The organism is Actinomadura madurae, from assembly GCF_047130825.1.
Lineage (GTDB): Bacteria > Actinomycetota > Actinomycetes > Streptosporangiales > Streptosporangiaceae > Spirillospora > Spirillospora madurae.
This window is the reverse complement of record NZ_CP083237.1, coordinates 6298702-6317219: the sequence shown is the minus strand read 5'-3', so window position 1 is coordinate 6317219 and position 18518 is coordinate 6298702. Positions and strand designations below refer to the sequence as shown.

The following is an 18518-nucleotide window of genomic DNA, read 5'->3' as shown; positions in this document are numbered from 1 at the left end:
CCGATTATCGGAGCATAACCTCCGGAATATTGGAGGTGGAGACCACGAGGAAAAGTTGCCCTTCGTGTCCACCCCGTCACCGAAGGCGAGGAGCGGGGGATTTTGGCCGAGTGTGCTTGACGTCACGCTCGCCCGGGTGGTTGAGTGCCGAATTACGGATGTCATAGTCCGGAAAACGGATGGTTGTGCACGAAGCCAGAGGTCAGGGCCGACCGGCGAAGCGACTCGGTGGAGTCTTCTACCCAGGGACAGAGACATGGCAACCAAGACACTCACGGCGGCCGGGCTCGCCGCCGCCCTCCTGACCGCGGTGGGCGCGTGTTCCTCCGGAACCGGCGCCGGCGGAGACTCCACGACGGTGAAGGTGGGCCTCGTCAACTCCTACACCGGGGCCCTGGCCAGCTTCGGCCCCGCCTGGGAGGAGGGGTACCGCGCCGGGCTCAAGGTCTCGACCAGCGGCACGATGACGGTCGGCGGCGTCAAGATCGAGATCGAGAAGAAGAACGACAACAGCAACCCGGCCACCGGCCTCAGCGCCGCCAAGCAGCTCCTCGGCGACGGCGCCAAGGTGATCGTCGGCCCGGCGAGCTCCGCCGTCGTCGTGCCGGTCGCCCAGCTGGCGATGCAGAACAAGGCCGTCTTCATCGCCGGCCAGACCGGCACCGCCGACATCGACGGCATGGGCCCGGGCGTCTTCCGCAGCTCCCCGACGACGCCGCAGCTCAACACCGCCGTCCTGGAGTCCGCCGCGAAGGCCGGCGACAAGTCGCTGCTGTACCTCGGCCAGGACTACGCCTACGGCCAGGGTGCGGTGACCTCGCTGAAGAAGCTCGCCCCGGCCAAGGGCGTGAGCATCGGATCGGTGCTGCTGCCCGTCGACACGCAGGACTTCACGGCGGGCGTGGCGAAGGCGCTGGCCCAGAAGCCCGACGCGATCTTCGTGGGCTGGGCCGGCGAAGGGCTGTCCCAGCTGTTCAAGGCGCTCGCCGACCAGGGCGCGTTCAACGGCACCCACGTCATCGCCATCGGCCCGCCGCGGCCCCAGTTCGCCCAGTTCGCCGCCGCCCTCGGACCGAACCTCCCGAAGCTCGAACTGATCACCTACTACGGCGAGGGCACCACCCGCACCAAGGCCGAGACCGCGATGCTCGACGCGCTCAAGGGCTCCAAGACCCCGATCGACATCCACCAGGTGGGCGGCTACCTCGCGGCGCAGATGACCGTGAAGGCCGTCGAGAAGGCCGGGGCGGGCCTGGAGGTCGGCGCCGTGAACAAGGCGCTCTCGGGCGCGACGTTCGAGACCCCGGTGGGGACGGTCACCATCCGGGCCGAGGATCACGTCCCGCTCCAGCCCATCTTCGGCTACACGATGGTGAAGGACGGCGCCACCTGGCGGCTCGACCTGAACAAGACGTACTCGGCGAAGGACGTCGAGTCCCCGGTCGCCAAAAAGATCTCGTGATGCGGCTCCGCGGCGACACGGCACCCCCGGCCGGGACGGCGGCGATCGCGGGCCGCGACATCCACCTCGTGATCGACGGCCACCACATCCTCGACTCGGTCGGCATCGAGGTCGGCCGCGGCGAGTTCATGGCCGTGATCGGACCCAACGGCGCCGGCAAGACGAGCCTGATCAACGTCCTCAGCGGGGCGACCCGGGCCACGTCCGGAACCGTGCACCTGCTGGGCAGGGACGTGACCGGCCGGCCGCCGCACCGCCGGGCGCGCGCCGGCCTCGGCCGCACGTTCCAGACGTCGAACCTGCTCCTCGGGCGGAGCGTCCGGGAGAACGCCAGGCTCGCGGCCCGGGCGCGCAGGTCCGGCTTCCTCGGCAACGCCGCCCTCGTCTCGGGGGGCGGCGAGGCCTGGGACCGCGCGGACGAGGCCCTCGCGCTCGTGGGCCTGGACCGGCTCGCCGGGCGTCCGGCCTCGACCCTCTCCCACGGCGACCGCAGGAAGCTGGAGCTGGCGACGGTCCTCGCCCAGGGAAGCGAGGTCATCCTCCTGGACGAGCCCATGGCCGGCGTCAACATCGACGACGTGCGCGGCCTGGTGGACCTGGTCCAGCGGGTCCACCGGACGCAGGCCAAGACGATCGTGATGATCGAGCACCACATGAACGTGGTGCTCGACCTCGCCGACCGGATCGCGGTGATGCACCACGGAGCGCTGGTCGCGTGCGGCTCTCCGGAGGAGATCATCGCCAGCGAGATCGTGCAGACCGTCTACATGGGGGAGCCGCTGTGAACGCGTCCCGAGTGCTGTCCGAAGCCGAGGGCACGTCCGCGGACAGCCGTGCCCTGATGACGCTCACCGACGTCCACGCCTACATCGGCCGTTCGCACATCCTGAACGGCGTCAGCTTCGACGTCCCCGCGGGGCAGGTCACGACCATCCTGGGCCGCAACGGCGTCGGGAAGACCTCCACGCTCCGCTCGATCCTCGGCCTGATGCGGCGCACCGGCACCATCCGGCTGGACGGCCGCGACCTCGGCGGCCTGGAGACCCATGAGATCGCCCGGCTCGGGGTGAGCTACGTCCCCGAGGACCGCGACGTCTTCCACGGGCTCACCATCGCGGAGAACCTGCGCCTCGCCGAGCGGCGCGGCACGACGCCGGACTACGACCGCGTCTTCGAGCTCTTCCCGGAGCTGAGGAAGCGGGCGGGACAGCGGGCCGGCACCCTGTCCGGAGGCCAGCAGCAGATGCTCTCCCTCGGGCGCGCCCTGCTGAACGACAGCCTGCTCCTCCTCATCGACGAACCGACGAAGGGGCTGGCGCCGCGCCTGGTCCGCGAGGTCGTGGACACCCTGGCGCGCGTGGCGTCCTCCGCGAGCATCCTCCTGGTCGAGCAGAGCCTCGCCGCGGCCCGCCGCCTCTCGGACACGGTCGTCGTGCTGTCCGAGGGCAGGGTCGCCACCCAGGGACCCGCCGCCGAGATCCTGGCGGACGAAGCATCCATGCGCCGCTACCTCGGCGTCGGCGAGTCCTGAAGGGATCCGGACCGTGGACACCTTCACCCTCATCGCGCTCTCCGGCCTCGGGCTGGGCGCCCTGTACTTCCTGCTGGCCAGCGGCCTCTCCCTCATCTTCGGACTCATGCGGGTCCTGAGCTTCGCGCACGGCGCCTTCCTCACCGTCGCGGCCTTCGCCTCCTGGACGGTGCTCCGGAACGCGGAGACCCCGTCCCTCTGGCGCCTGCTCGTCGCGGTCCTGGTGTCCAGCGTGGCCGCCGGCGTCCTCGCCCTGGTCACCGAGCTCACCATCATCCGCCCGCTGAAGGGCAAGGTGCTCGAACAGCTCCTGGCGACCGCCGGCCTCGGGCTCGCCCTGGTCGCCCTGCTCGCCGCGATCTGGGGCCCGGACGAGCACATGATCCCGCAGCCGGGCTGGGTCGCCTCGACGACGAACGTCGCGGGCGCGCCGATCCCCAACACCCGGTTCCTGCTCATCGGGGCCGCCGCCGTCACCATGGTCGTCATCCAGGCGTGCCTGTCGCGCACCCGCTACGGCCTCATCATCCGGGCCGGTGTCGAGAACGCGGAGATGGTGTCGGCGCTCGGCATCGACGTCAAGCGGTCGTTCACGGCGGTCTTCACCGCCGGCGGGATGCTCGCCGGACTCGGCGGGGCGCTGGCCGGCTCCTACTACGGCGGCGTCTCGCCGTTCCTCGGCGACCAGATGCTCATCTTCGCCTTCATCGTGCTGATCATCGGCGGGCTCGGCTCCGTCCAGGGCGCGCTGATCGCGGCGGTGGTCCTCGGCCTCGCCCAGTCGCTGGCCAACTACTACGTCCAGAACGGGGTGGGCGACATCCTCGTCGTGGCGCTGCTGGTACTGACCCTGTTGGTGCGGCCCCAGGGACTCCTGGGCCAGAAGGATCGGCTGGTGTGACGATGGTTCGTGCACTCGTACTGGTGGTGGTCGTCGTACTGCTGGCCCTCGCGCCGTACTCCGCCCTGAGCTTCGGCGGGCTCCTGCCGGGCGCGGTCAACAGCACCGGCAGCCTGCAACTTCTCGCGCTGATGTTCGTGGCCGCCGCGACCGCGATCACGCTCGACCTGATGTTCGGCTACACCGGCCTGCTGTCCTTCGGGCACGCGCTGTACTTCGGGTTCGGCTGCTACTCCACGGTGATCCTCAGCAACATCAGCGGCCTCGGGTTCACGCTGGGCCTGCCGCTGGCCATGCTGCTCACCTTCATGGTCGCCCTCGTCGGCAACGCCGCGTCCCTGCGGCTCACCGGCATCGGCTTCAGCATGGCGACGCTCGCCCTGGCCCAGGCGCTCGCGATCGCGGTCGAGCGCGGCTTCCTCCGCAGCGGCGGGGAGGTCGGCGTCACCTACGGCCTGGACGTCCTGCCCGCCCCCTTCGTCGGCATCGCGAACACGCGCAACGCCTACTGGCTCGCGCTGGCCCTGCTCGTCGCGGTGTACGCGGTGGTGGCGTTCGCCGTCCGCACCGAGGCGGGCCACATCTGGCAGGCGATACGCGAGAACCCCCTGCGGACCGGCGTACTCGGCTACAACGTCTACGGCTACCAGCTGGCCTCGGGCACCATCGCCTGCACCCTCGCGGGCGTCTGCGGGGCCGTCTACTCCATCGTCATGGGCGGCGCCAATCCGAGCATCGTGGTCCTGGGGTACTCCCTGTCGCTCGTCCTGATGGTCGTGCTGGGGGGCCGCGGAGTGATCTGGGGCGCCGTGGTGGGCGGCCTCGTCTACACCTACCTGAACGAGAGACTCACCGCGGTCGCCGACTCGGATGCGGTGAGCGCGCTCCCGAAGGTCATCCAGGCACCCATGAGCCAGCCGGACTTCATCCTCGGCACCGTCTTCGTCCTGGTGATCCTCTTCCTCCCGGGCGGCCTGGCGTCGCTGTTCCGCACCAAGAACGACGACCCGGTCGACGCCCCCCAACCCCGAAAGGGCGTCCTGGTAGGAAACACGGACCCAGGTGTCTGAACCGGGCTCAGGACCGTCCAGGCTGGAATCTCATGGACGCCGAGATGGTTGGTGTCGGTGTGAAGAAGATCGGCTTTCTCTCGTTCGGCCACTGGAGTGACGGCGCCGGCTCCCGAACCCGGTCGGCGGCGGACGCGCTGCTCCAGTCGATCGATCTCGCCGTGGCCGCGGAGGAACTGGGCGCCGACGGCGCCTACTTCCGCGTCCACCATTTCGCCAGGCAGCTGGCCTCTCCCTTCCCGCTGCTCTCCGCGATCGGCGCGAAGACCTCGCGCATCGAGATCGGCACCGGCGTCATCGACATGCGTTACGAGAACCCGATGTACTTCGCCGAGACCGCCGGGGCCGCCGACCTGATCTCCGGCGGACGGCTGCAACTGGGCATCAGCCGGGGATCACCGGAACAGGTCATCGACGGGTGGCGGTACTTCGGGTACGAGCCGTCCGAGGGCGACACCGATGCCGACATGGCGCGCAAGCACACCGAGGTGCTGCTCACGGTGCTGCGGGGCAAAGGCTTCGCCCAGCCGAATCCGCGGCCGATGTTCCCCAATCCCCCGGGGCTGCTGCGCCCCGAGCCGCATTCCGAGGGCCTGCGCGACCGCATCTGGTGGGGCTCCGGCTCCAACGCCACCGGCGTGTGGGCGGCCGAGCTCGGCATGAACCTGCAAAGCTCCACGCTCAAGAACGACGAGACCGGCGAGCCGCTGCACGTTCAGCAGCGCAAGCAGATCGAGGCCTACCGGCAGGCCTGGAAGGACGCCGGACACCAGCGCGAGCCGCGCGTGTCGGTCAGCCGCAGCGTCTTCGCCCTGACCACCGACCTGGACCGCGCCTACTTCGGCCGGAACGCCGACTCGGACGACCAGATCGGAATGATCGACGAGAACACCAGGGCGATCTTCGGCCGCTCCTACGCCGCGGAGCCAGACGTCCTGGTGAAGCAGCTGGCAGGCGACGAGGCCATCCAGGCCGCGGACACGCTACTGCTCACCGTCCCCAACCAGCTGGGCGTCGACTACAACGCCCACGTCCTGGAAGACATCCTCACCCACGTGGCCCCCGAACTCGGATGGCGCTGACGATGGCGCGGTGCGGGAGCGGCCGTCATGGACGTGCGGCCTGGCCCAGCGCCGCCTCGACGATCCGGATCGCCTCGGCGGGGTCGATGCCGCCCCTGGCGATGATCGCCGCGTAGTCCCGGGCGGCGCGCTGAGCCTGTTCGCGGGCCTGCTCCCCGGCGGCGGAGACGAACGAGCCGGCCCGCCCGCGGGTCTCGATCAACCCGGCCTCCTCCAGCTCCCGGTAGGCCCGGCCGACGGTGTTCACGGCGAGGCCGAGATCGGCCGCCAGCCGGCGGATCGTCGGCAGCCTCGCCCCGACGGCGAGGGTGCGATCCTGGATCTGCCCCGCGAGCTGGGCCCGGAGCTGCTCGTACGGCGGCACCGGCGAGGCCCCGTCGATGACGATCATCGAGTGTCCATGGCGCGCCGTGCCGCCGCCGCGACACCGGTGGTCCGGTGATGGATCAGGGCGAGCGCGACGACGCCCACCACCACGAGCCCCACCGCGACCGCGTTCCACCAGCCCAGCGATTCCCCGTACAGGAATATGGCCGGCAGCGACCACACCAGGCTGGGTGTGACGAGGGCGCGGGCGTCCTCGACCCGCATGATGACATCGGCCGTGAGCGACGCCTCGTCCTCCGCCACGGCCGGGCTCGCCAGCACATGGCGCAGCTGCGCGAGGAGGCCGGCGCCGACGCCGGCGAGGCTGATCAGCACGATGATCGCACCGTACCGCAAGGTGGGGTCCGAGACCGGCAGCACGCTGACCGCGAGCAGCAGCGCGCCCGCGAAGGTGGCGGCCGTGAAGACGGCATACGGCCGGCCCAGCACCTCCGGCCAGCTGAGCGCGACCGGGTGGGCCACCCGCCGGGACAGCCGCGCGCCGGCCCGCCGGTCGGCGCGCCGCACCCAGCGTCCGAGCTGCCACTGCGCCATGAGCAGAGCGGCCACCAGCGCCGTCAGTGCCAGCAGCGGCAGCCAGGAGGGCAGGACGTCCACGGGCAGCGCCAACACGTGCGTGAGCGCCGCGCCGAGCAGGAACGCGGCCAGCAGGATGCTGTCGATGGCCCTGGCGCGCCGCCGCACCGCCAGCCGCGTCACGAGCAGTGGCGAGGGTTCGGCGTCGGCCAGGCCGTGCCGGGCCAGCCACTGCACGGCCTCCGCGGCCTCCGTGTCATCCGCCTGGCGCATGCCGCACCCCTCAATGTCGCAAGCTTTGTCTTAATAAGATGAGTCATAGCATGCGACAAAGTCAAGCTCGGTCAGTGCGGGGCCGCCGAAGGCCTGCGTGCGAAGAGGATCGCGCCCGGCTTCGGATTGTCCGGGCTGAGTAGGTGCTGAGCCTCCACGGTGAAGCCCGCCTCGCGGACCCAGTCGGCCACGCGGGACGGTCGGCGATGGTGGACGTACGTCTGTACGGACTGGTCGCCGTCTCCGGTCGTCTCAAGCTTCGACTCGTTACCGACGTGGAATCCCACGGCAAGCACCCCGTCCGGCCGGAGGACCCGGCGGAACTGTCCGAGGACGCCCGGCACCGCATCGTCCGGGATGTAGATCAGCGACCACCACGCGATCACACCCGCCAGAGAGCCGTCGGCGACGTCGAGGTCGGTCATCGACCCGACCTCGAACCGCGCGCCGGGGTGCTCGCGGCGGGCGATCTCGATCATCGCGGGTGACAGGTCGATGCCGAACGCGTCCGCGCCCAGCTCCCGCAGCAGGGCGGTGGTGTGCCCCGGCCCGCAGCCCACGTCGGCGACGGGCCCGCCACCGATCGCGCGGACCAGGTCGGAGAACAGCACCACCCCCGCCCGCACGTGCAGCAGCCTGTCGAGCAGGTCGCGGGTCTCGTCGGCATAGCCGGCCGCCAGGGCGTCGTAGGACTTCTGGGTATCCGACAACCAGGTCATCCCAGGACCGTAGCCCCTCCGGCAGAGCGCCTACAGGTGCATATGCGGCAGATTGCCTCAACCAGTGTGGTCGGGCTGCCCTGGCATGACTTCAGGAAGCAGGTCCAGGAAGCGGGCAAGCGCCGGCGACGTATCGTTGGCCCGCCATATCGCCGCGGAGATCACCGGTTGGTCAGCGTCCCGGACAGGGACGTAGTCGATGCCGTCGGTTCGCACCATTCTGCTGGTCTCCTGCACCAGTGCGACTCCGAGTCTGGCCGCCACCAGGGTGAGTTGCGTGCCTAGCTCGCCGACATACCGGACCGACTCAGGGGTGTAGCCGCCCCTTCCGCACATCGCCAGCAGGTCGTCGTGCCAGAAGGCGCAGACGTCACGGCCCAGCATGACGAGCGTCTCGCCTACGACGTCGCGCAGCGCGACGTCGTCCTGCGTCGCCAACGCGTGCCCCGTTGGCGCGGCGAGGAGGAAACACTCTCTCGCCAGGATCCGCATCCGCAGCTCTCCCCGTTCGCAATCGATCGCGCCGAAGGTGCTGAGAAACGCGACGTCGACAGTGTCGTCGTGGAGCGGCTCGCCCAAGACGCCCATGGGCAGCTCCCGCAGGCTCAGCTCCACGTCCGGGACGGCCCGCTCGAAGGCGGACAGCGCGGTGAGGAACAGCTGGGACGAGGCGGTCGGGTGATACCCGACGCGAAGCCGGCCCACCTCCCCGCGCCGCGCGCGCTCAGCCACCGATTCCGCCACTCTCGCCTGTTCCAGCGTGCGCCGTGCCTCTACCAGGAAGAGCCGGCCGACGTCGCTGAGCGCCGTGCGCCGTCGCTCGCGCACCAGCAGATCGACCCCGAGGGCCGCCTCAAGGCGCAGGATCTGCTGCGAGAGCGCCGGCTGGGCCAGGTGCAGACGGGCCGCAGCACGACCGAAGTGCAACTCCTCCGCGACCGCGACGAACGACTCCAGGTGCCGCAGGTCGAACTTCATGCATTCACGTTATCAAGTCATCTCGAACTCGTCTTTGATCTTATGAACTCCCGTTCTTACGGTCGATCACATGGATTCCACACCTCACCTGGACGGCAAGGTCGCGATCGTCACCGGCGCGACCGGAGGCATCGGCGCCGTCATCGCCCGCACCCTCGCCGCCGCCGGGGCGGCGGTCACCGTCGTCGGCCGCCGCGCCGAAGCCGGCGAGGCCGTCGCCAAGGACCTGCCTCGCGCCATGTTCGTTCCCGCGGACCTGACCGACAGCAGCACGCACCGCCGCATCGTCGACGCCACCATGGATCGCTTCGGGCGGCTCGACATCCTGGTCAACAACGCCGCCGTCTACACCAGCGGCCCGGCGATCGAGGGCACCGAGGAGGATTTCGACCGCATCGTCGCACTCAACTACAAGGCCGCGTTCTTCCTGACCCAGGCCGCGCTACCAGGGCTGATCGCCTCCGGAGCCGGACGAATCGTCAACCTCAGCACGGTCGGCACGGTCAAGACCTACTGGGGCGCGTCGATCTACAACTCCTCGAAAGCCGCCCTGGACAACCTGACCCGCACCTGGGCGCTGGAGCACGGTCCGGACGGCGTACGGGTCAACGCGGTCAACCCCGGCATCGTCGTCGACGGCCCGATGTCCGCACCGGCGCAGGCAGCCCTCGACATCGAGCGCGACGTGCTCCCGACGATCCCGGCCGGCCGACTGGCCACCGCGGCAGACGTCGCCGCCGTCGTGACCTTCCTCGCCGGCCCCAGCGCCGACTACCTCAACGGCGTGGTCATCCCGCTAGACGGCGGCATGACGGCGTAACCGGCACCACCAGACGCCGGACCGCCACTGCAATCGGCCTGACCACCGACGAGTCCACCCTGCAATACGTCCTCTCCCCGGACGCGGCGGCGTTCGGCGGTCTTCTGCGGGCCTTCGTACCGGCTGGTCAGGCGACAGCGGACAAGGCGCGGAGAGCCGCAAGGAGCGTCGCGGGGGTCTCTAAGGCAGGGGACGTGGTGTCGGACGCAGAGGCAGAGGCGTCAGTGCTCGGTCACCATCATGCCGCCCCTGCTGCCCGAGATCGTCTACGGCATGAGCCTGACTGCGGACGCAAGCCAGCCTTGCCTCTGGCCGCCATGGGCCGGGGCATTGGCCGCGACCTTTCTTGCCTATGAATTCCCGGTGAGAACCAAATCAGCACCCGGGGGGCGCGTCGCCTGGTTCTGGCGCGTTCGCTGGTGTGGTGATCCGCACGTTGCCGCCCCCCATCGGGTCGGTGACCTGGCCGAAGTCCCCGTCCACCAGAACCGGATCCAACGCGCGTTCAATGGCTCAGTGATCTTGTATCGCTTTCGGCGCGGAACCTCTAGCATGATCACGCTCGTTCGGGCGATTTTCTCCCCCAGAGATTGGATTCTGCGTGAACGTCAAGGCGCTGCTCACCCGCGTCCTTCCCGTGGTCGCGGTGGCCGTGGCCGCGGTGACCCTGGGCTCAGGTACCGCATCGGCCGCCACCTGGGAGTACGGCCCGTGGAGGTCAGAGACCAAGGGGGCAACGGCGTGGTTCACGAAGAAGGGCGATCACCTCAAGATCTGCGACACCAAGTCCGATGGACATCGAGCCATGGCATGGGTGTCCGTGGGGCAGGGCAAGAACGCCACCTACCGGTTCGACCTCCCCGACACAAAGAACGACGGGAAGTGCAAGTATTCCGACGCTTCGATGGGGGGCAGGTTCAACCTTCCCGAGAAGAAGTGGATCCAGATCCAGGTATGCGTGGCGAGCAGTGTGGGGTGCTACGACGGCGTCCGGACGTTCGAGATCTACAACGACCACTGAATCGCGAGTCGATCGTCAGGTGATCGTGGCGAGACTGTGGCGGATTTCCGCGGGCACGGCATAGGCCCGGAGGGCCAGGGAGAAGTCGCCGTCGGCGGTACCGCCTGACCGGGCCGGCCCTGGTCGGCGATCAGCGCATCGTAGACGTGCCGACGGCCCGTCGACTTCCCGATCGTCCGGAAAGAAGGACCGCATCCGGGCGCTCGGCAATGCTTCACGGCCGTCGACGGCATGCGCCTGACCTGCTTGCTGCCAACACACCGGCTTGGCGATTGCCGGGCTGGAACTGCGCCACCGCCGCCGCGCCCGCGCCGAGGACCGCATCCGCGCCGCCCGCGCCACCGGCCTGCGCAGCCCCCCTGCGCACACCGCGCAGAACCAGATCTGGCTGGAATCGTGCACCTGGCGCTGGACCTGCTGGCCTGGAGGCGGAGGCCGTCCGAACGGTCCCGCCCAGGCCTGGGAACCCTGCCGCCTGCGCCTGTGGCACACCGCCGGACGGCTGGTCACCACCGGACGCCGACAGATGCCGCGCCCCCGGCGCACTGGCCCTGGACCAGCATCATCACAACGCCCTGGCCCGCCTCGTGACACTGCTAAAGGATGATTGACGGGGGCAGGGTAGCCGGGGGGTGGACGGTCAGTGCTTGTCGGTGGCGTACTGGACGGCCGTACGCAGGGCTGCGCGGGTCAGTAGAAGGACGGGCCCGTCCGGGTCCTTGCTGTCCCGCACCGCCACCGCGTCCGCCGCCGTCCCGGTCGCGTCCGCCAATTCGACGCAGTCCCCGCCATTCGAGGCGCTGTGGCTGCTCTTGTGCCAGGTGAGCCCAGCCAGCTCGACGCAGTTGCCACCGTTAGAGCCGCTGTAGCTGCTCCTGCGCCACTTGGCGTCTGTCAGGTCCATTTTTCTCCGATGACCTTTCCGATCAGTTCGCAGGACGTTTCTTGCGTGAGTGCCCGGGAACGGAGGTCAATCAAGGTACGCGCCAGGATGGAGAGTTCCGCGGGGTTGTCCGTCGTGATGCCGCGGACGGCAGTCTCGATGTAGGCGACCTCGCTGCGATCTTCCATCGTCGCGACCACGAAGGCCCCCATGTTGCCGTCGTGCTCGCCGCTTCCCAAGACTACTTGAATCGTGACATTCGGCAACGAGCTCATAGCTACCAGGTGCTCTAACTGATCCTTCATTGTCTCGGGCGTGCCCACGAGACGGGCGAGCACCTGCTCATCGATCAGCAGCAGTAGGGCCAGAGGAGGCTTTCCGCCGTCCTTGGTGAGGATGGCCTGGCGTTTGAGTCGAGCGTCGGCGGCCTCTTGGTTACCGCGCAAGATCGCCAGTGCGTAAGCCGGGGTTTGCGGTGGCTCGCCTCTTCCCGTTTTCGATCCGGCTGATTTGAGCGCCGCTCATCGTTGTCAGTTGCGCGATCGTCTCCTGCTTAACGGCCTTCGCTTCTCGCAATCGGCGCATCTGACGGCCGAAGGCGACGAGGGCGGGAGATTCGCGAGGACGCTGACGCCGTGGGGGCATGGCTCTTACCTCTTGTGGAAGTTACCAATGTTGATCAGAACTTCCCAAGACCTACCGCCTGGCCTTGGTAGGCAAATCGTAGCCCCGAAAGTGGCTCAATGTGTGCTGTACGACACACACAGTGAGGAGATGGATCGTGGGCGAGGCGGCGGGGTGCGAGGACGAGATGGTGGTGAAGCAGGACCTTCGAGTGGTCGCGGAGGTGCGGCGGTTCGTGCGGCTGGTGATCGGGCGGTGGGGCATGGACGACTTCGTCCCGTGCCTGGTGGCCAGCGAGCTGGTCACCAACGCCCTGCGCTACGCGTCCGCGTCGGACGACGACGTGACGTTCCGGATCGGACGCACCGAGGACGGCGCGCTCTGGATGGAGGTCCAGGACGCCACCTGCGACCTGCCGCACATGCAGGAGAGCGACACCGTCAGCGAGGCGGGCCGCGGCCTGTTCATCGTCGACCAGTTCACCCGCTGCTGGGGCGTCCGCCCGCTCGCCGGCGACGTCGGCAAGGTCGTCTTCGCCGTCCTCAACCCCACATGAAGACCAGCGGAGGGGCGCTCCCTCCCGTCCGCCCCTCCGCTACCTACAGGCCGGATCTACGCCTGCGCCGGACGTGGGGGGCTTGGGGCCCCTCGACGCGACTGCGCCTACTCGTCGGCAGATCCGCACGGCGACGTGGGTCGCCGATGTCGCCAGGCCTCAGCGCATACCTCTATCCAGGTCGCGAGGTCGGGCACATTATCGAGCGTGAGCAGCGAGTATGGCGGGCAACCGTCTAGGGGAGTGACATCTTCGAGCGCGTGGTCTGGTGCGAAGAGAAGGAGTCGACCGTTTTCGCGATGCGCCAGCGTGAGATTCCCGTTCGCCTCTACGGCCACGGCGTAGTACTCGTCCGGGTTGATGGGAATCGTCAGGCCGTCGCCTTCCCATAGCCACAGGTAGTCGGCCAGGACGTCTGAGATTCGCACCTGTGTCGCCTGGACCGTGAGCACCTCGTCCTGATCGCGCCACCAGGTGTCGGGTTCACCGAACCTCTCGACGATTCCACCGCAGAGTTTCCAGAAGCTCTGGTGCGCCTTGGGAAAAGACTCGCTGTTCGCAACGTCGGGCAGATGACAGAGCCACCCCCGTCGACCGTCCGGTGGTCCCCACGCCAGCAACTCGTACGCAGTGTCTCCGACGAAGATCGGGGTGAGAGTTGTCGAGTCAAGCAGTGTGGACAGTTCGGGCAGGTCTTCGACCGATCCGCGCGTCCACGCCTGCGCCTCGCCCACTACGACGCTCTGGCCGGGTTGGAGGAACCAAGAAACCTCCTGGAGGAACTGCTCCCAGTCGCTCATGCTTTGATGATCGCAGGCCCGCTCTTACGCGACGTGACCGAGAACGACCATGGTTCCTGTCTCCCGGGGATCAGAATTCGAAGAAGGGGACTGCGTCGTCTCCTTGTAGGTGGATGTCGAATCGCAGGGCGTCTTTCCCGCGCTGTGCCACGAGGCGGTGGCGGTCCTGGGGTGGCAGGCGTTTCAACACCGGGTCCTGCTCGTTCGCCTGTCGCTCATCGGGGAAGTACAGCCGCGTCATCGCCTGTTTGAGCAGGCCGGCCGCGAAGACGGCGACGTTCAGGTGGGGGGCGTGAAGACGGCCGTCGCCCGTTCGCAGCGGTTGCGGCTTGCGGACGGTGAAGCGGAACATGCCGTCCTGGTCGGTCCGCGCGCGCACCCACTGTCGGCCCTGCCATGCCTCGATCATGGCGTCCGGGTAGGTGAGGGCCCGTCCTTCGCCGTCGAGGACGGAGCCCTCCACGTGGATCATCTCCGCGTCTTCCGGGCCGGCGCTGATGTGGCTGTCCTGGAACATCAGGGCGAAGCCGTAGAGGGGGCCGATCGTCTGCGAGGGGGTGAGTGCCGTGGGGGTTGCCGGGGCGGCGTGCTGGGACGGGCCGGAACTCATGTCAGTGCTCCCAAGGGGTCATCATGCGACCGCGCAGGACGATGTCCCAGTCGTAGGCGAGGGCGGAGCCGACCCCGCCCGGTTCGGTCGCGTCCCAGTTCAGCTTGGCGGTGAGCCGGTCGATGCCGCGCGGGTCCGGGATCGCCCGGACGACCGGGTCGTTGCGAAGCAACGGATCGCCCTCGAAGTAGCACTGCGTGACGAGGCGGCTGCTCAGGTCCGGACCGCAGACCGAGAAGTGGATGTGCGCGGGCCGGTACATGCCCCGATACCTGGCCGGATAGGGCGCGGGCTTGATCGTCCGGAAGCCGTACCGCCCCGTGGAGTCGGTGATCGTGCGTCCCGCGCCGGTGAAGTTCGGATCGAGTGGCATCAGCCCCGGGTCGGCGTGGTCCACGTACCGCCCGGCGCCGTTGGCCTGCCATATCTCGATCAGTGCGCCGGGCACACCGCGGCCGTCGCTGTCCAGCAGACGCCCGGACAGGACGATGACGTGGCCGATGGGCGTGCCCGAGTGCTGCGCCGTCAGGTCGTTGTCGCCCGGCGCCACTGGAACGCGGCCGAAGACCGGGCCTGGCGAGTGGTGGAACCATTCGCGCGGCAGCCGCACCAGGCGTCTGTCCGGTGCGCGCAGCACGGTGTTCTTGTACTCGGGGTGAAGGTAGGGCGGGTCGGCGTCGATGAAGTGCTCGGTGTCCACGAGGCTCCTCTGCTCGCTGAGGTGGATGCGGGGCCCGGGTCAGGCGAACGCGGGGAGCACCTCGGCGCTCAGCAGCGCCCGCATGTCCGCGAAGTCGCGCTCCTCACCGACGGGCACGAGGATGACCGTTTCCGCACCCGCCTCGACGAACCGGGAGATCTTCGCCGCGCAGTCGTCGGGGTTCCCGGCCAGCACGTACTTCTCAGTCAGCTGGGAGAAGTCCTGGTCGTACTGCGCGCTCAGTCGCCGGACCGCCTGGTCGACGGCGCGGTCCCGGTCGGCGTGGCAGGAGACGAAGGCGAAGAGCGCGGGGCGCACGGCATCGGGTTCGCGCCCGGCGGCCGTGCTCAGCGAGCGCAGTTCGGTGAGGCTCGCCGCGAACCTCTCGGGCGTGTACATGTAGGGCATCCACCACTGCGCGAACCGTGCCGCGCGCCGGATGGCCGGTGTCTTTCGCCCGGACACCCAGATCGGCGGATGCGGCCGTCGTACGGGGGCGGGGTCGAGCGTGACATCCCGCAGCGTTCCGTACGGCCCTTCGCGGGAGACCGACTTCTGCGTCCACAGCCGGGTCACGACGTCCAGGGCATCGTCCGAGCGCGCACCACGGGAGTTCACCGGTATGCCGCACGCCTCGAACTCGCGCGGTTCCTCGCCGGCGACACCGACCCCCAGGTTGAACCTGCCGTTGGACAGCACGTCGATGACAGCGCCCATCTTCGCCAGGAGCGGCGCCGGATAGAGCGGCAACTGGAGGACGCCGGAGAGCAGTTCGATCCGGCTTGTGAGGACCGCGGCCGCTGACAGGGCGGTCAGTGCGTTGGGTGTGGGCACGTGGAAGAACAGGTGCTCGCCGACGGCCAGATAGTCGTAGCCGAGATCCTCGATGGACCGGGCGGTCTCCGGCAGGGTCGCGACGTCGGTGGCCGCCATCCCGAACCGGACCCGGCGGGGCGCCGGGGCGTTCTCCGGCCGCGTCACAGGGCACCGCTTTCACGGAGTTCCCGCACGCGATCGTCGTCCATGCCGAGAATCGTGGTCAGCACCTGGTAGGTGTCCTGCCCGTAGCTCGGCCCCGAGTGATCGAAAGGACCGCCTATATAGGAAGGCGTCTCGCTCATCGAAACGGGATTCTCCTTGACCGGCCAGGTGCCGATGTCGCGCTGGTCCAGCTCCACCATCCATTTCCGATGGCGTAGCTGAGGGTCGCTCTCGTAGCGGTCCTGGGCCGTCTGGCACACCCCGGCGGGCACCGACCGCGCCTGGAGCGCGGCCATCAGTTCGAACCCGTCCCTGCCACTGGTCGCCGATTCGAGCAGCCTGTCCAGGTCATCCTGGTGGCGAAGCCGGTCCTGGAGCGTGGCGAACCTCGGCTCCCGCGCCCAGCCGGGGCTGCCCAGCTCGGCGATGAGCTGCGTCCAATGGTCCTCGGTGAAGGCCGCGACGGCGATCCACCGGTCGTCGCCTCGCGTGCGGTACGCACCGTGCGGGGCGGCCGGCTTGTACGGGGAGCGGTTGCCGTACCTGGACCAGGCCCGTCCGTTCACCGAGTGGTCGAGGACGGCGGTGCCGGTCAGGTAGATCCCCGCCTCCGTCTGCGATGCGTCGATGTAGCACCCCTGACCGGTGGCAGTGCGGCGGTACAGGGCGGCGAGCATCGCGTTGGCCATGTTGTAGGCGCCGAACCAGTCGAGGTAGGAGTAGCCGATCCCGGCCGGGGGGAACGGAGACGGCAGCCCGGACATCTCGGTGAGGCCCGAGTAGCCCTGGGCGGTGGGGCCGAACGCGCGCGCCGCGCCGTAGGTGCCGTGCTGCCCGAAACCGGACTGCTGGACGTAGACGATCGAGGGGTTGAGCTCCTTGAGCCGTTCGTAGCCGAGGCCCATCCGCTCCATCGTGCCCGGCGAGAAGCCCTCGACGATCATGTCCGCTTCGCGGATGAGCTCTTCGAGCACCTCCTTGCCCCGCGGATGCTTGAGGTTGAGGGAGATGCCGCGCTTGCCGGCGTTGACGTCCATGAAGTGCCCGCAGCGATCGGGGTCGGTGACCTCGGGGGCGGTGATGGGGCCGGTCGCCGCGTCGCGCTCGGCGCGGCCTCCCGGCGGGCACATGCCGTACCCGAATCGCATGCTGTCCCAGCGCGACGCGTGCTCGACCTTGATGACGTCGGCGCCCATCGCGGCGAGGAACCGGCCGGCGCCGGCGCTCGCGAGCATCCAGCTCAGGTCGATGACCCGGACACCGGACAGCGCGAACGGTTTGCCGTGCCTGCTCACCGAGGATGGTGCGGCGTCCCGGGATCGGCTTTCGCGCGGTGGCCGCACGGCTCGCCGGCGCTCGGGCCGCGCGGCGCGCCACTCGGCCGGCACTGTCGCGGTGTGCTCGCCGAGCAGCGGAGGTCGCGGGCCGCGGTGCCAGGGCACCTCGGGACAGAACCATTTGGCCCCGACGTAGGTGAAGGTTTCGCCGAGCTCCGGGTGGTGGACGGCGAAGAAGGTGTCCCTGGCCTGCCAGTGGTCGTCGTCGACGTTCTCCTCCGGGCGGCGGATCGGCGCCCACGGCAGGCCCTCCGCCTGGGCGTCGCGCCAGATCTCCCGGTCGTATCTCAGGCGCCCGACCAGCGTGTCGGTGACGTCGTTGATGTGCATCGCCGTCATCGGCTGCAGACGGAAGTCCTCGTCGCGGTACTCGGGGTCGTCGAGGTCGGCCTGCATGCCGTACTTGCGCAGGACCCGGAGGTTGGCGTCCCAGTCGGTACCGAAGCTCTTGAGATAGGTCCGGTACGGCATCACATAGCGGCCGTCCTTGGTGATCGCCAGGGAGGGCACGGTCGAGTCGGGCATCGAGTGGCGGCCGGTCAGGCGGTGGTGCTCCATGCGCAACAGCACCCAGTCCGGTGTGTCCAGTTCGGTGTTGGCGCTCACGGCCTGGTGGACACTGGTGTCGAGGGTCTGGCCCCTGCCGGTGCGCAGCCGGTAAGTGAGCGCCCCGAGCACCGACATGACGGCCATCTCACCGGCTATCTGGTACGACTGCCACATCTGGGGTGCGACCGGCGGTGTGTCGTAGCAACCGGACGGATCGGGATCGTATCCGCAGTTCATCATGACCCCGCCAAGGGCGAGGTGGACCAGATCGCTGCCCACATGGCCGGCCCAGGGCCCGGTGTCCCCGAAGGGGCTGATACGGACGTGGATCAGCGCCGGATTGGACTCGCGCAGCCGCTCGTATCCGATGCCCCGCTCGTCCAGGTAGCCGCGGGGACGGCTGTCGATGATCACATCCGCGGTCTCCGCCAACCCGGCGAACTCCGCCCTTCCCTGCGCGCTGTCGAGGTCGAGCACGATCGACCGCTTGCCGAGGTTGAAGTGCCAGAAGCAGAGGCTGCGGTCGGGGTCCGGCACGTCGTGGTGGAACGGGCCGTACCGGCGGGTCTCCTCACCCTCTGGCGGCTCGACCTTGACCACGTCGGCGCCCAGCCCCGCGAGCAGCTTCCCGCAGTATTCGCCGAGTTCGTTCGCCAGTTCCAGGACGCGGATCCCGTCCAGGAACGGCCGGGCGGCGACCTGGTTGGTGGTGCTCATC

At 69.0% G+C, this 18518-nt stretch carries 20 protein-coding genes and 2 pseudogenes; 10 read left to right on the top strand and 12 right to left on the bottom strand.

The features are described 5' to 3' along the window. The first annotated feature begins 256 nt into the window (after positions 1-256). The 6 genes from K8Z49_RS28805 to K8Z49_RS28780 are packed head-to-tail and all read left to right on the top strand — an operon-like array spanning position 257 to position 6046. Entirely contained in the window at positions 257-1462 is a 1206-nt protein-coding gene (locus K8Z49_RS28805) for a substrate-binding domain-containing protein (RefSeq protein WP_021591770.1), read from the top strand. Continuing rightward, the gene (locus K8Z49_RS28800) at positions 1462-2247 is read left to right on the top strand and encodes an ABC transporter ATP-binding protein (protein WP_021591769.1); all 786 of its coding nucleotides are present in this window, start codon (positions 1462-1464) and stop codon (positions 2245-2247) included. Before K8Z49_RS28805 ends, K8Z49_RS28800 begins: the two co-directional genes overlap by 1 nt. After that, complete coding sequence (locus tag K8Z49_RS28795; protein WP_024934776.1) at positions 2244-2993, top strand: ABC transporter ATP-binding protein; 750 nt, start codon at positions 2244-2246, stop codon at positions 2991-2993. Before K8Z49_RS28800 ends, K8Z49_RS28795 begins: the two co-directional genes overlap by 4 nt. 13 nt (positions 2994-3006) lie before the next feature. Continuing rightward, the gene (locus K8Z49_RS28790; RefSeq protein WP_021591767.1) at positions 3007-3894 is read left to right on the top strand and encodes a branched-chain amino acid ABC transporter permease; all 888 of its coding nucleotides are present in this window, start codon (positions 3007-3009) and stop codon (positions 3892-3894) included. Between the two features lie 2 nt (positions 3895-3896). Beyond that, positions 3897-4964 (top strand): branched-chain amino acid ABC transporter permease, encoded by a 1068-nt coding sequence (locus tag K8Z49_RS28785; protein ID WP_412521187.1) that lies wholly within the window; start codon positions 3897-3899, stop codon positions 4962-4964. A gap of 59 nt (positions 4965-5023) precedes the next feature. Beyond that, positions 5024-6046: an LLM class flavin-dependent oxidoreductase gene (locus K8Z49_RS28780; protein ID WP_075022955.1), complete on the top strand. Its 1023-nt coding sequence runs from the start codon at positions 5024-5026 to the stop codon at positions 6044-6046. A 25-nt stretch (positions 6047-6071) separates the two neighbouring features. Here K8Z49_RS28780 and K8Z49_RS28775 read toward each other — a convergent pair whose 3' ends face one another. The 4 genes from K8Z49_RS28775 to K8Z49_RS28760 all read right to left on the bottom strand — a co-directional run bounded on the left by K8Z49_RS28775 (position 6072) and on the right by K8Z49_RS28760 (position 8919). Next, positions 6072-6437 (bottom strand): GntR family transcriptional regulator, encoded by a 366-nt coding sequence (locus tag K8Z49_RS28775; protein ID WP_412515704.1) that lies wholly within the window; start codon positions 6435-6437, stop codon positions 6072-6074. Beyond that, entirely contained in the window at positions 6434-7222 is a 789-nt protein-coding gene (locus tag K8Z49_RS28770) for a hypothetical protein (protein WP_412515703.1), read from the bottom strand. The genes K8Z49_RS28775 and K8Z49_RS28770 overlap by 4 nt, the downstream gene beginning before the upstream one ends. 71 nt (positions 7223-7293) lie before the next feature. After that, complete coding sequence (locus tag K8Z49_RS28765) at positions 7294-7941, bottom strand: class I SAM-dependent methyltransferase (protein ID WP_412515702.1); 648 nt, start codon at positions 7939-7941, stop codon at positions 7294-7296. A 57-nt stretch (positions 7942-7998) separates the two neighbouring features. Next, positions 7999-8919 carry a LysR substrate-binding domain-containing protein gene (locus tag K8Z49_RS28760; RefSeq protein WP_111830909.1) on the bottom strand — a complete coding sequence of 307 codons (921 nt, stop codon included), beginning with the start codon at positions 8917-8919 and terminating at the stop codon, positions 7999-8001. Between the two features lie 70 nt (positions 8920-8989). On the opposite strand from K8Z49_RS28760, the gene K8Z49_RS28755 reads away from it, so the two are divergent. The 3 genes and pseudogenes from K8Z49_RS28755 to K8Z49_RS28745 form a co-directional block, all read left to right on the top strand. Beyond that, positions 8990-9739: an SDR family NAD(P)-dependent oxidoreductase gene (locus K8Z49_RS28755; RefSeq protein WP_021591760.1), complete on the top strand. Its 750-nt coding sequence runs from the start codon at positions 8990-8992 to the stop codon at positions 9737-9739. Between the two features lie 601 nt (positions 9740-10340). Continuing rightward, positions 10341-10760: a hypothetical protein gene (locus K8Z49_RS28750; protein WP_412515701.1), complete on the top strand. Its 420-nt coding sequence runs from the start codon at positions 10341-10343 to the stop codon at positions 10758-10760. Between the two features lie 171 nt (positions 10761-10931). Further along, a pseudogene (locus K8Z49_RS28745) lies at positions 10932-11351 on the top strand (transposase); the annotation flags it as partial. Between the two features lie 49 nt (positions 11352-11400). On the opposite strand, the gene K8Z49_RS28740 reads toward K8Z49_RS28745, so the two are convergent. The 3 genes and pseudogenes from K8Z49_RS28740 to K8Z49_RS28730 all read right to left on the bottom strand — a co-directional run bounded on the left by K8Z49_RS28740 (position 11401) and on the right by K8Z49_RS28730 (position 12288). Further along, a complete protein-coding gene (locus tag K8Z49_RS28740) occupies positions 11401-11664 on the bottom strand; it encodes a DUF397 domain-containing protein (RefSeq protein ID WP_021591757.1) in 264 nt (87 codons plus the stop codon). Beyond that, positions 11655-12104: pseudogene (locus K8Z49_RS28735) on the bottom strand (DUF5753 domain-containing protein); the annotation flags it as partial. The gene K8Z49_RS28740 and the pseudogene K8Z49_RS28735, both read right to left, overlap by 10 nt. Then, entirely contained in the window at positions 12079-12288 is a 210-nt protein-coding gene (locus K8Z49_RS28730; RefSeq protein WP_412515700.1) for a helix-turn-helix domain-containing protein, read from the bottom strand. The pseudogene K8Z49_RS28735 and the gene K8Z49_RS28730, both read right to left, overlap by 26 nt. Positions 12289-12424: 136 nt before the next feature. Here K8Z49_RS28730 and K8Z49_RS28725 point away from each other — a divergent pair, with 136 nt between their 5' ends. Then, complete coding sequence (locus tag K8Z49_RS28725) at positions 12425-12823, top strand: ATP-binding protein (protein ID WP_412515699.1); 399 nt, start codon at positions 12425-12427, stop codon at positions 12821-12823. Positions 12824-12930: 107 nt separating this feature from the next. On the opposite strand, the gene K8Z49_RS28720 is transcribed toward K8Z49_RS28725, so the two are convergent. The 5 genes from K8Z49_RS28720 to K8Z49_RS28700 form a co-directional block, all read right to left on the bottom strand. Further along, on the bottom strand, positions 12931-13623 hold the full coding sequence (locus K8Z49_RS28720; RefSeq protein WP_412515698.1) for a hypothetical protein: 693 nt from the start codon (positions 13621-13623) through the stop codon (positions 12931-12933). A gap of 70 nt (positions 13624-13693) precedes the next feature. Continuing rightward, positions 13694-14140 carry a hypothetical protein gene (locus K8Z49_RS28715; protein WP_412515697.1) on the bottom strand — a complete coding sequence of 149 codons (447 nt, stop codon included), beginning with the start codon at positions 14138-14140 and terminating at the stop codon, positions 13694-13696. 94 nt (positions 14141-14234) lie between these two features. After that, positions 14235-14933 carry a hypothetical protein gene (locus K8Z49_RS28710; protein WP_021591753.1) on the bottom strand — a complete coding sequence of 233 codons (699 nt, stop codon included), beginning with the start codon at positions 14931-14933 and terminating at the stop codon, positions 14235-14237. 39 nt (positions 14934-14972) lie between these two features. After that, positions 14973-15914 (bottom strand): LLM class flavin-dependent oxidoreductase, encoded by a 942-nt coding sequence (locus tag K8Z49_RS28705; RefSeq protein WP_021591752.1) that lies wholly within the window; start codon positions 15912-15914, stop codon positions 14973-14975. Next, a complete protein-coding gene (locus K8Z49_RS28700) occupies positions 15911-18517 on the bottom strand; it encodes a CaiB/BaiF CoA transferase family protein (RefSeq protein WP_021591751.1) in 2607 nt (868 codons plus the stop codon). Before K8Z49_RS28700 ends, K8Z49_RS28705 begins: the two co-directional genes overlap by 4 nt. Position 18518: the final 1 nt, after the last annotated feature.

What these genes read in the sequence shown, in the direction of transcription:
- K8Z49_RS28805 (WP_021591770.1), top strand. Translation starts at nt 257, where the DNA reads ATGGCAACCAAGACACTCACGGCGGCCGGGCTCGCCGCCGCCCTCCTG.
- K8Z49_RS28800 (WP_021591769.1), top strand. Translation starts at nt 1,462, where the DNA reads ATGCGGCTCCGCGGCGACACGGCACCCCCGGCCGGGACGGCGGCGATC.
- K8Z49_RS28785 (WP_412521187.1), top strand. Translation starts at nt 3,897, where the DNA reads ATGGTTCGTGCACTCGTACTGGTGGTGGTCGTCGTACTGCTGGCCCTC.
- K8Z49_RS28775 (WP_412515704.1), bottom strand. Translation starts at nt 6,437, where the DNA reads ATGATCGTCATCGACGGGGCCTCGCCGGTGCCGCCGTACGAGCAGCTC.
- K8Z49_RS28770 (WP_412515703.1), bottom strand. Translation starts at nt 7,222, where the DNA reads ATGCGCCAGGCGGATGACACGGAGGCCGCGGAGGCCGTGCAGTGGCTG.
- K8Z49_RS28765 (WP_412515702.1), bottom strand. Translation starts at nt 7,941, where the DNA reads ATGACCTGGTTGTCGGATACCCAGAAGTCCTACGACGCCCTGGCGGCC.
- K8Z49_RS28760 (WP_111830909.1), bottom strand. Translation starts at nt 8,919, where the DNA reads ATGAAGTTCGACCTGCGGCACCTGGAGTCGTTCGTCGCGGTCGCGGAG.
- K8Z49_RS28755 (WP_021591760.1), top strand. Translation starts at nt 8,990, where the DNA reads ATGGATTCCACACCTCACCTGGACGGCAAGGTCGCGATCGTCACCGGC.
- K8Z49_RS28740 (WP_021591757.1), bottom strand. Translation starts at nt 11,664, where the DNA reads ATGGACCTGACAGACGCCAAGTGGCGCAGGAGCAGCTACAGCGGCTCT.
- K8Z49_RS28730 (WP_412515700.1), bottom strand. Translation starts at nt 12,288, where the DNA reads ATGCCCCCACGGCGTCAGCGTCCTCGCGAATCTCCCGCCCTCGTCGCC.
- K8Z49_RS28720 (WP_412515698.1), bottom strand. Translation starts at nt 13,623, where the DNA reads ATGAGCGACTGGGAGCAGTTCCTCCAGGAGGTTTCTTGGTTCCTCCAA.
- K8Z49_RS28715 (WP_412515697.1), bottom strand. Translation starts at nt 14,140, where the DNA reads ATGTTCCAGGACAGCCACATCAGCGCCGGCCCGGAAGACGCGGAGATG.
- K8Z49_RS28700 (WP_021591751.1), bottom strand. Translation starts at nt 18,517, where the DNA reads ATGAGCACCACCAACCAGGTCGCCGCCCGGCCGTTCCTGGACGGGATC.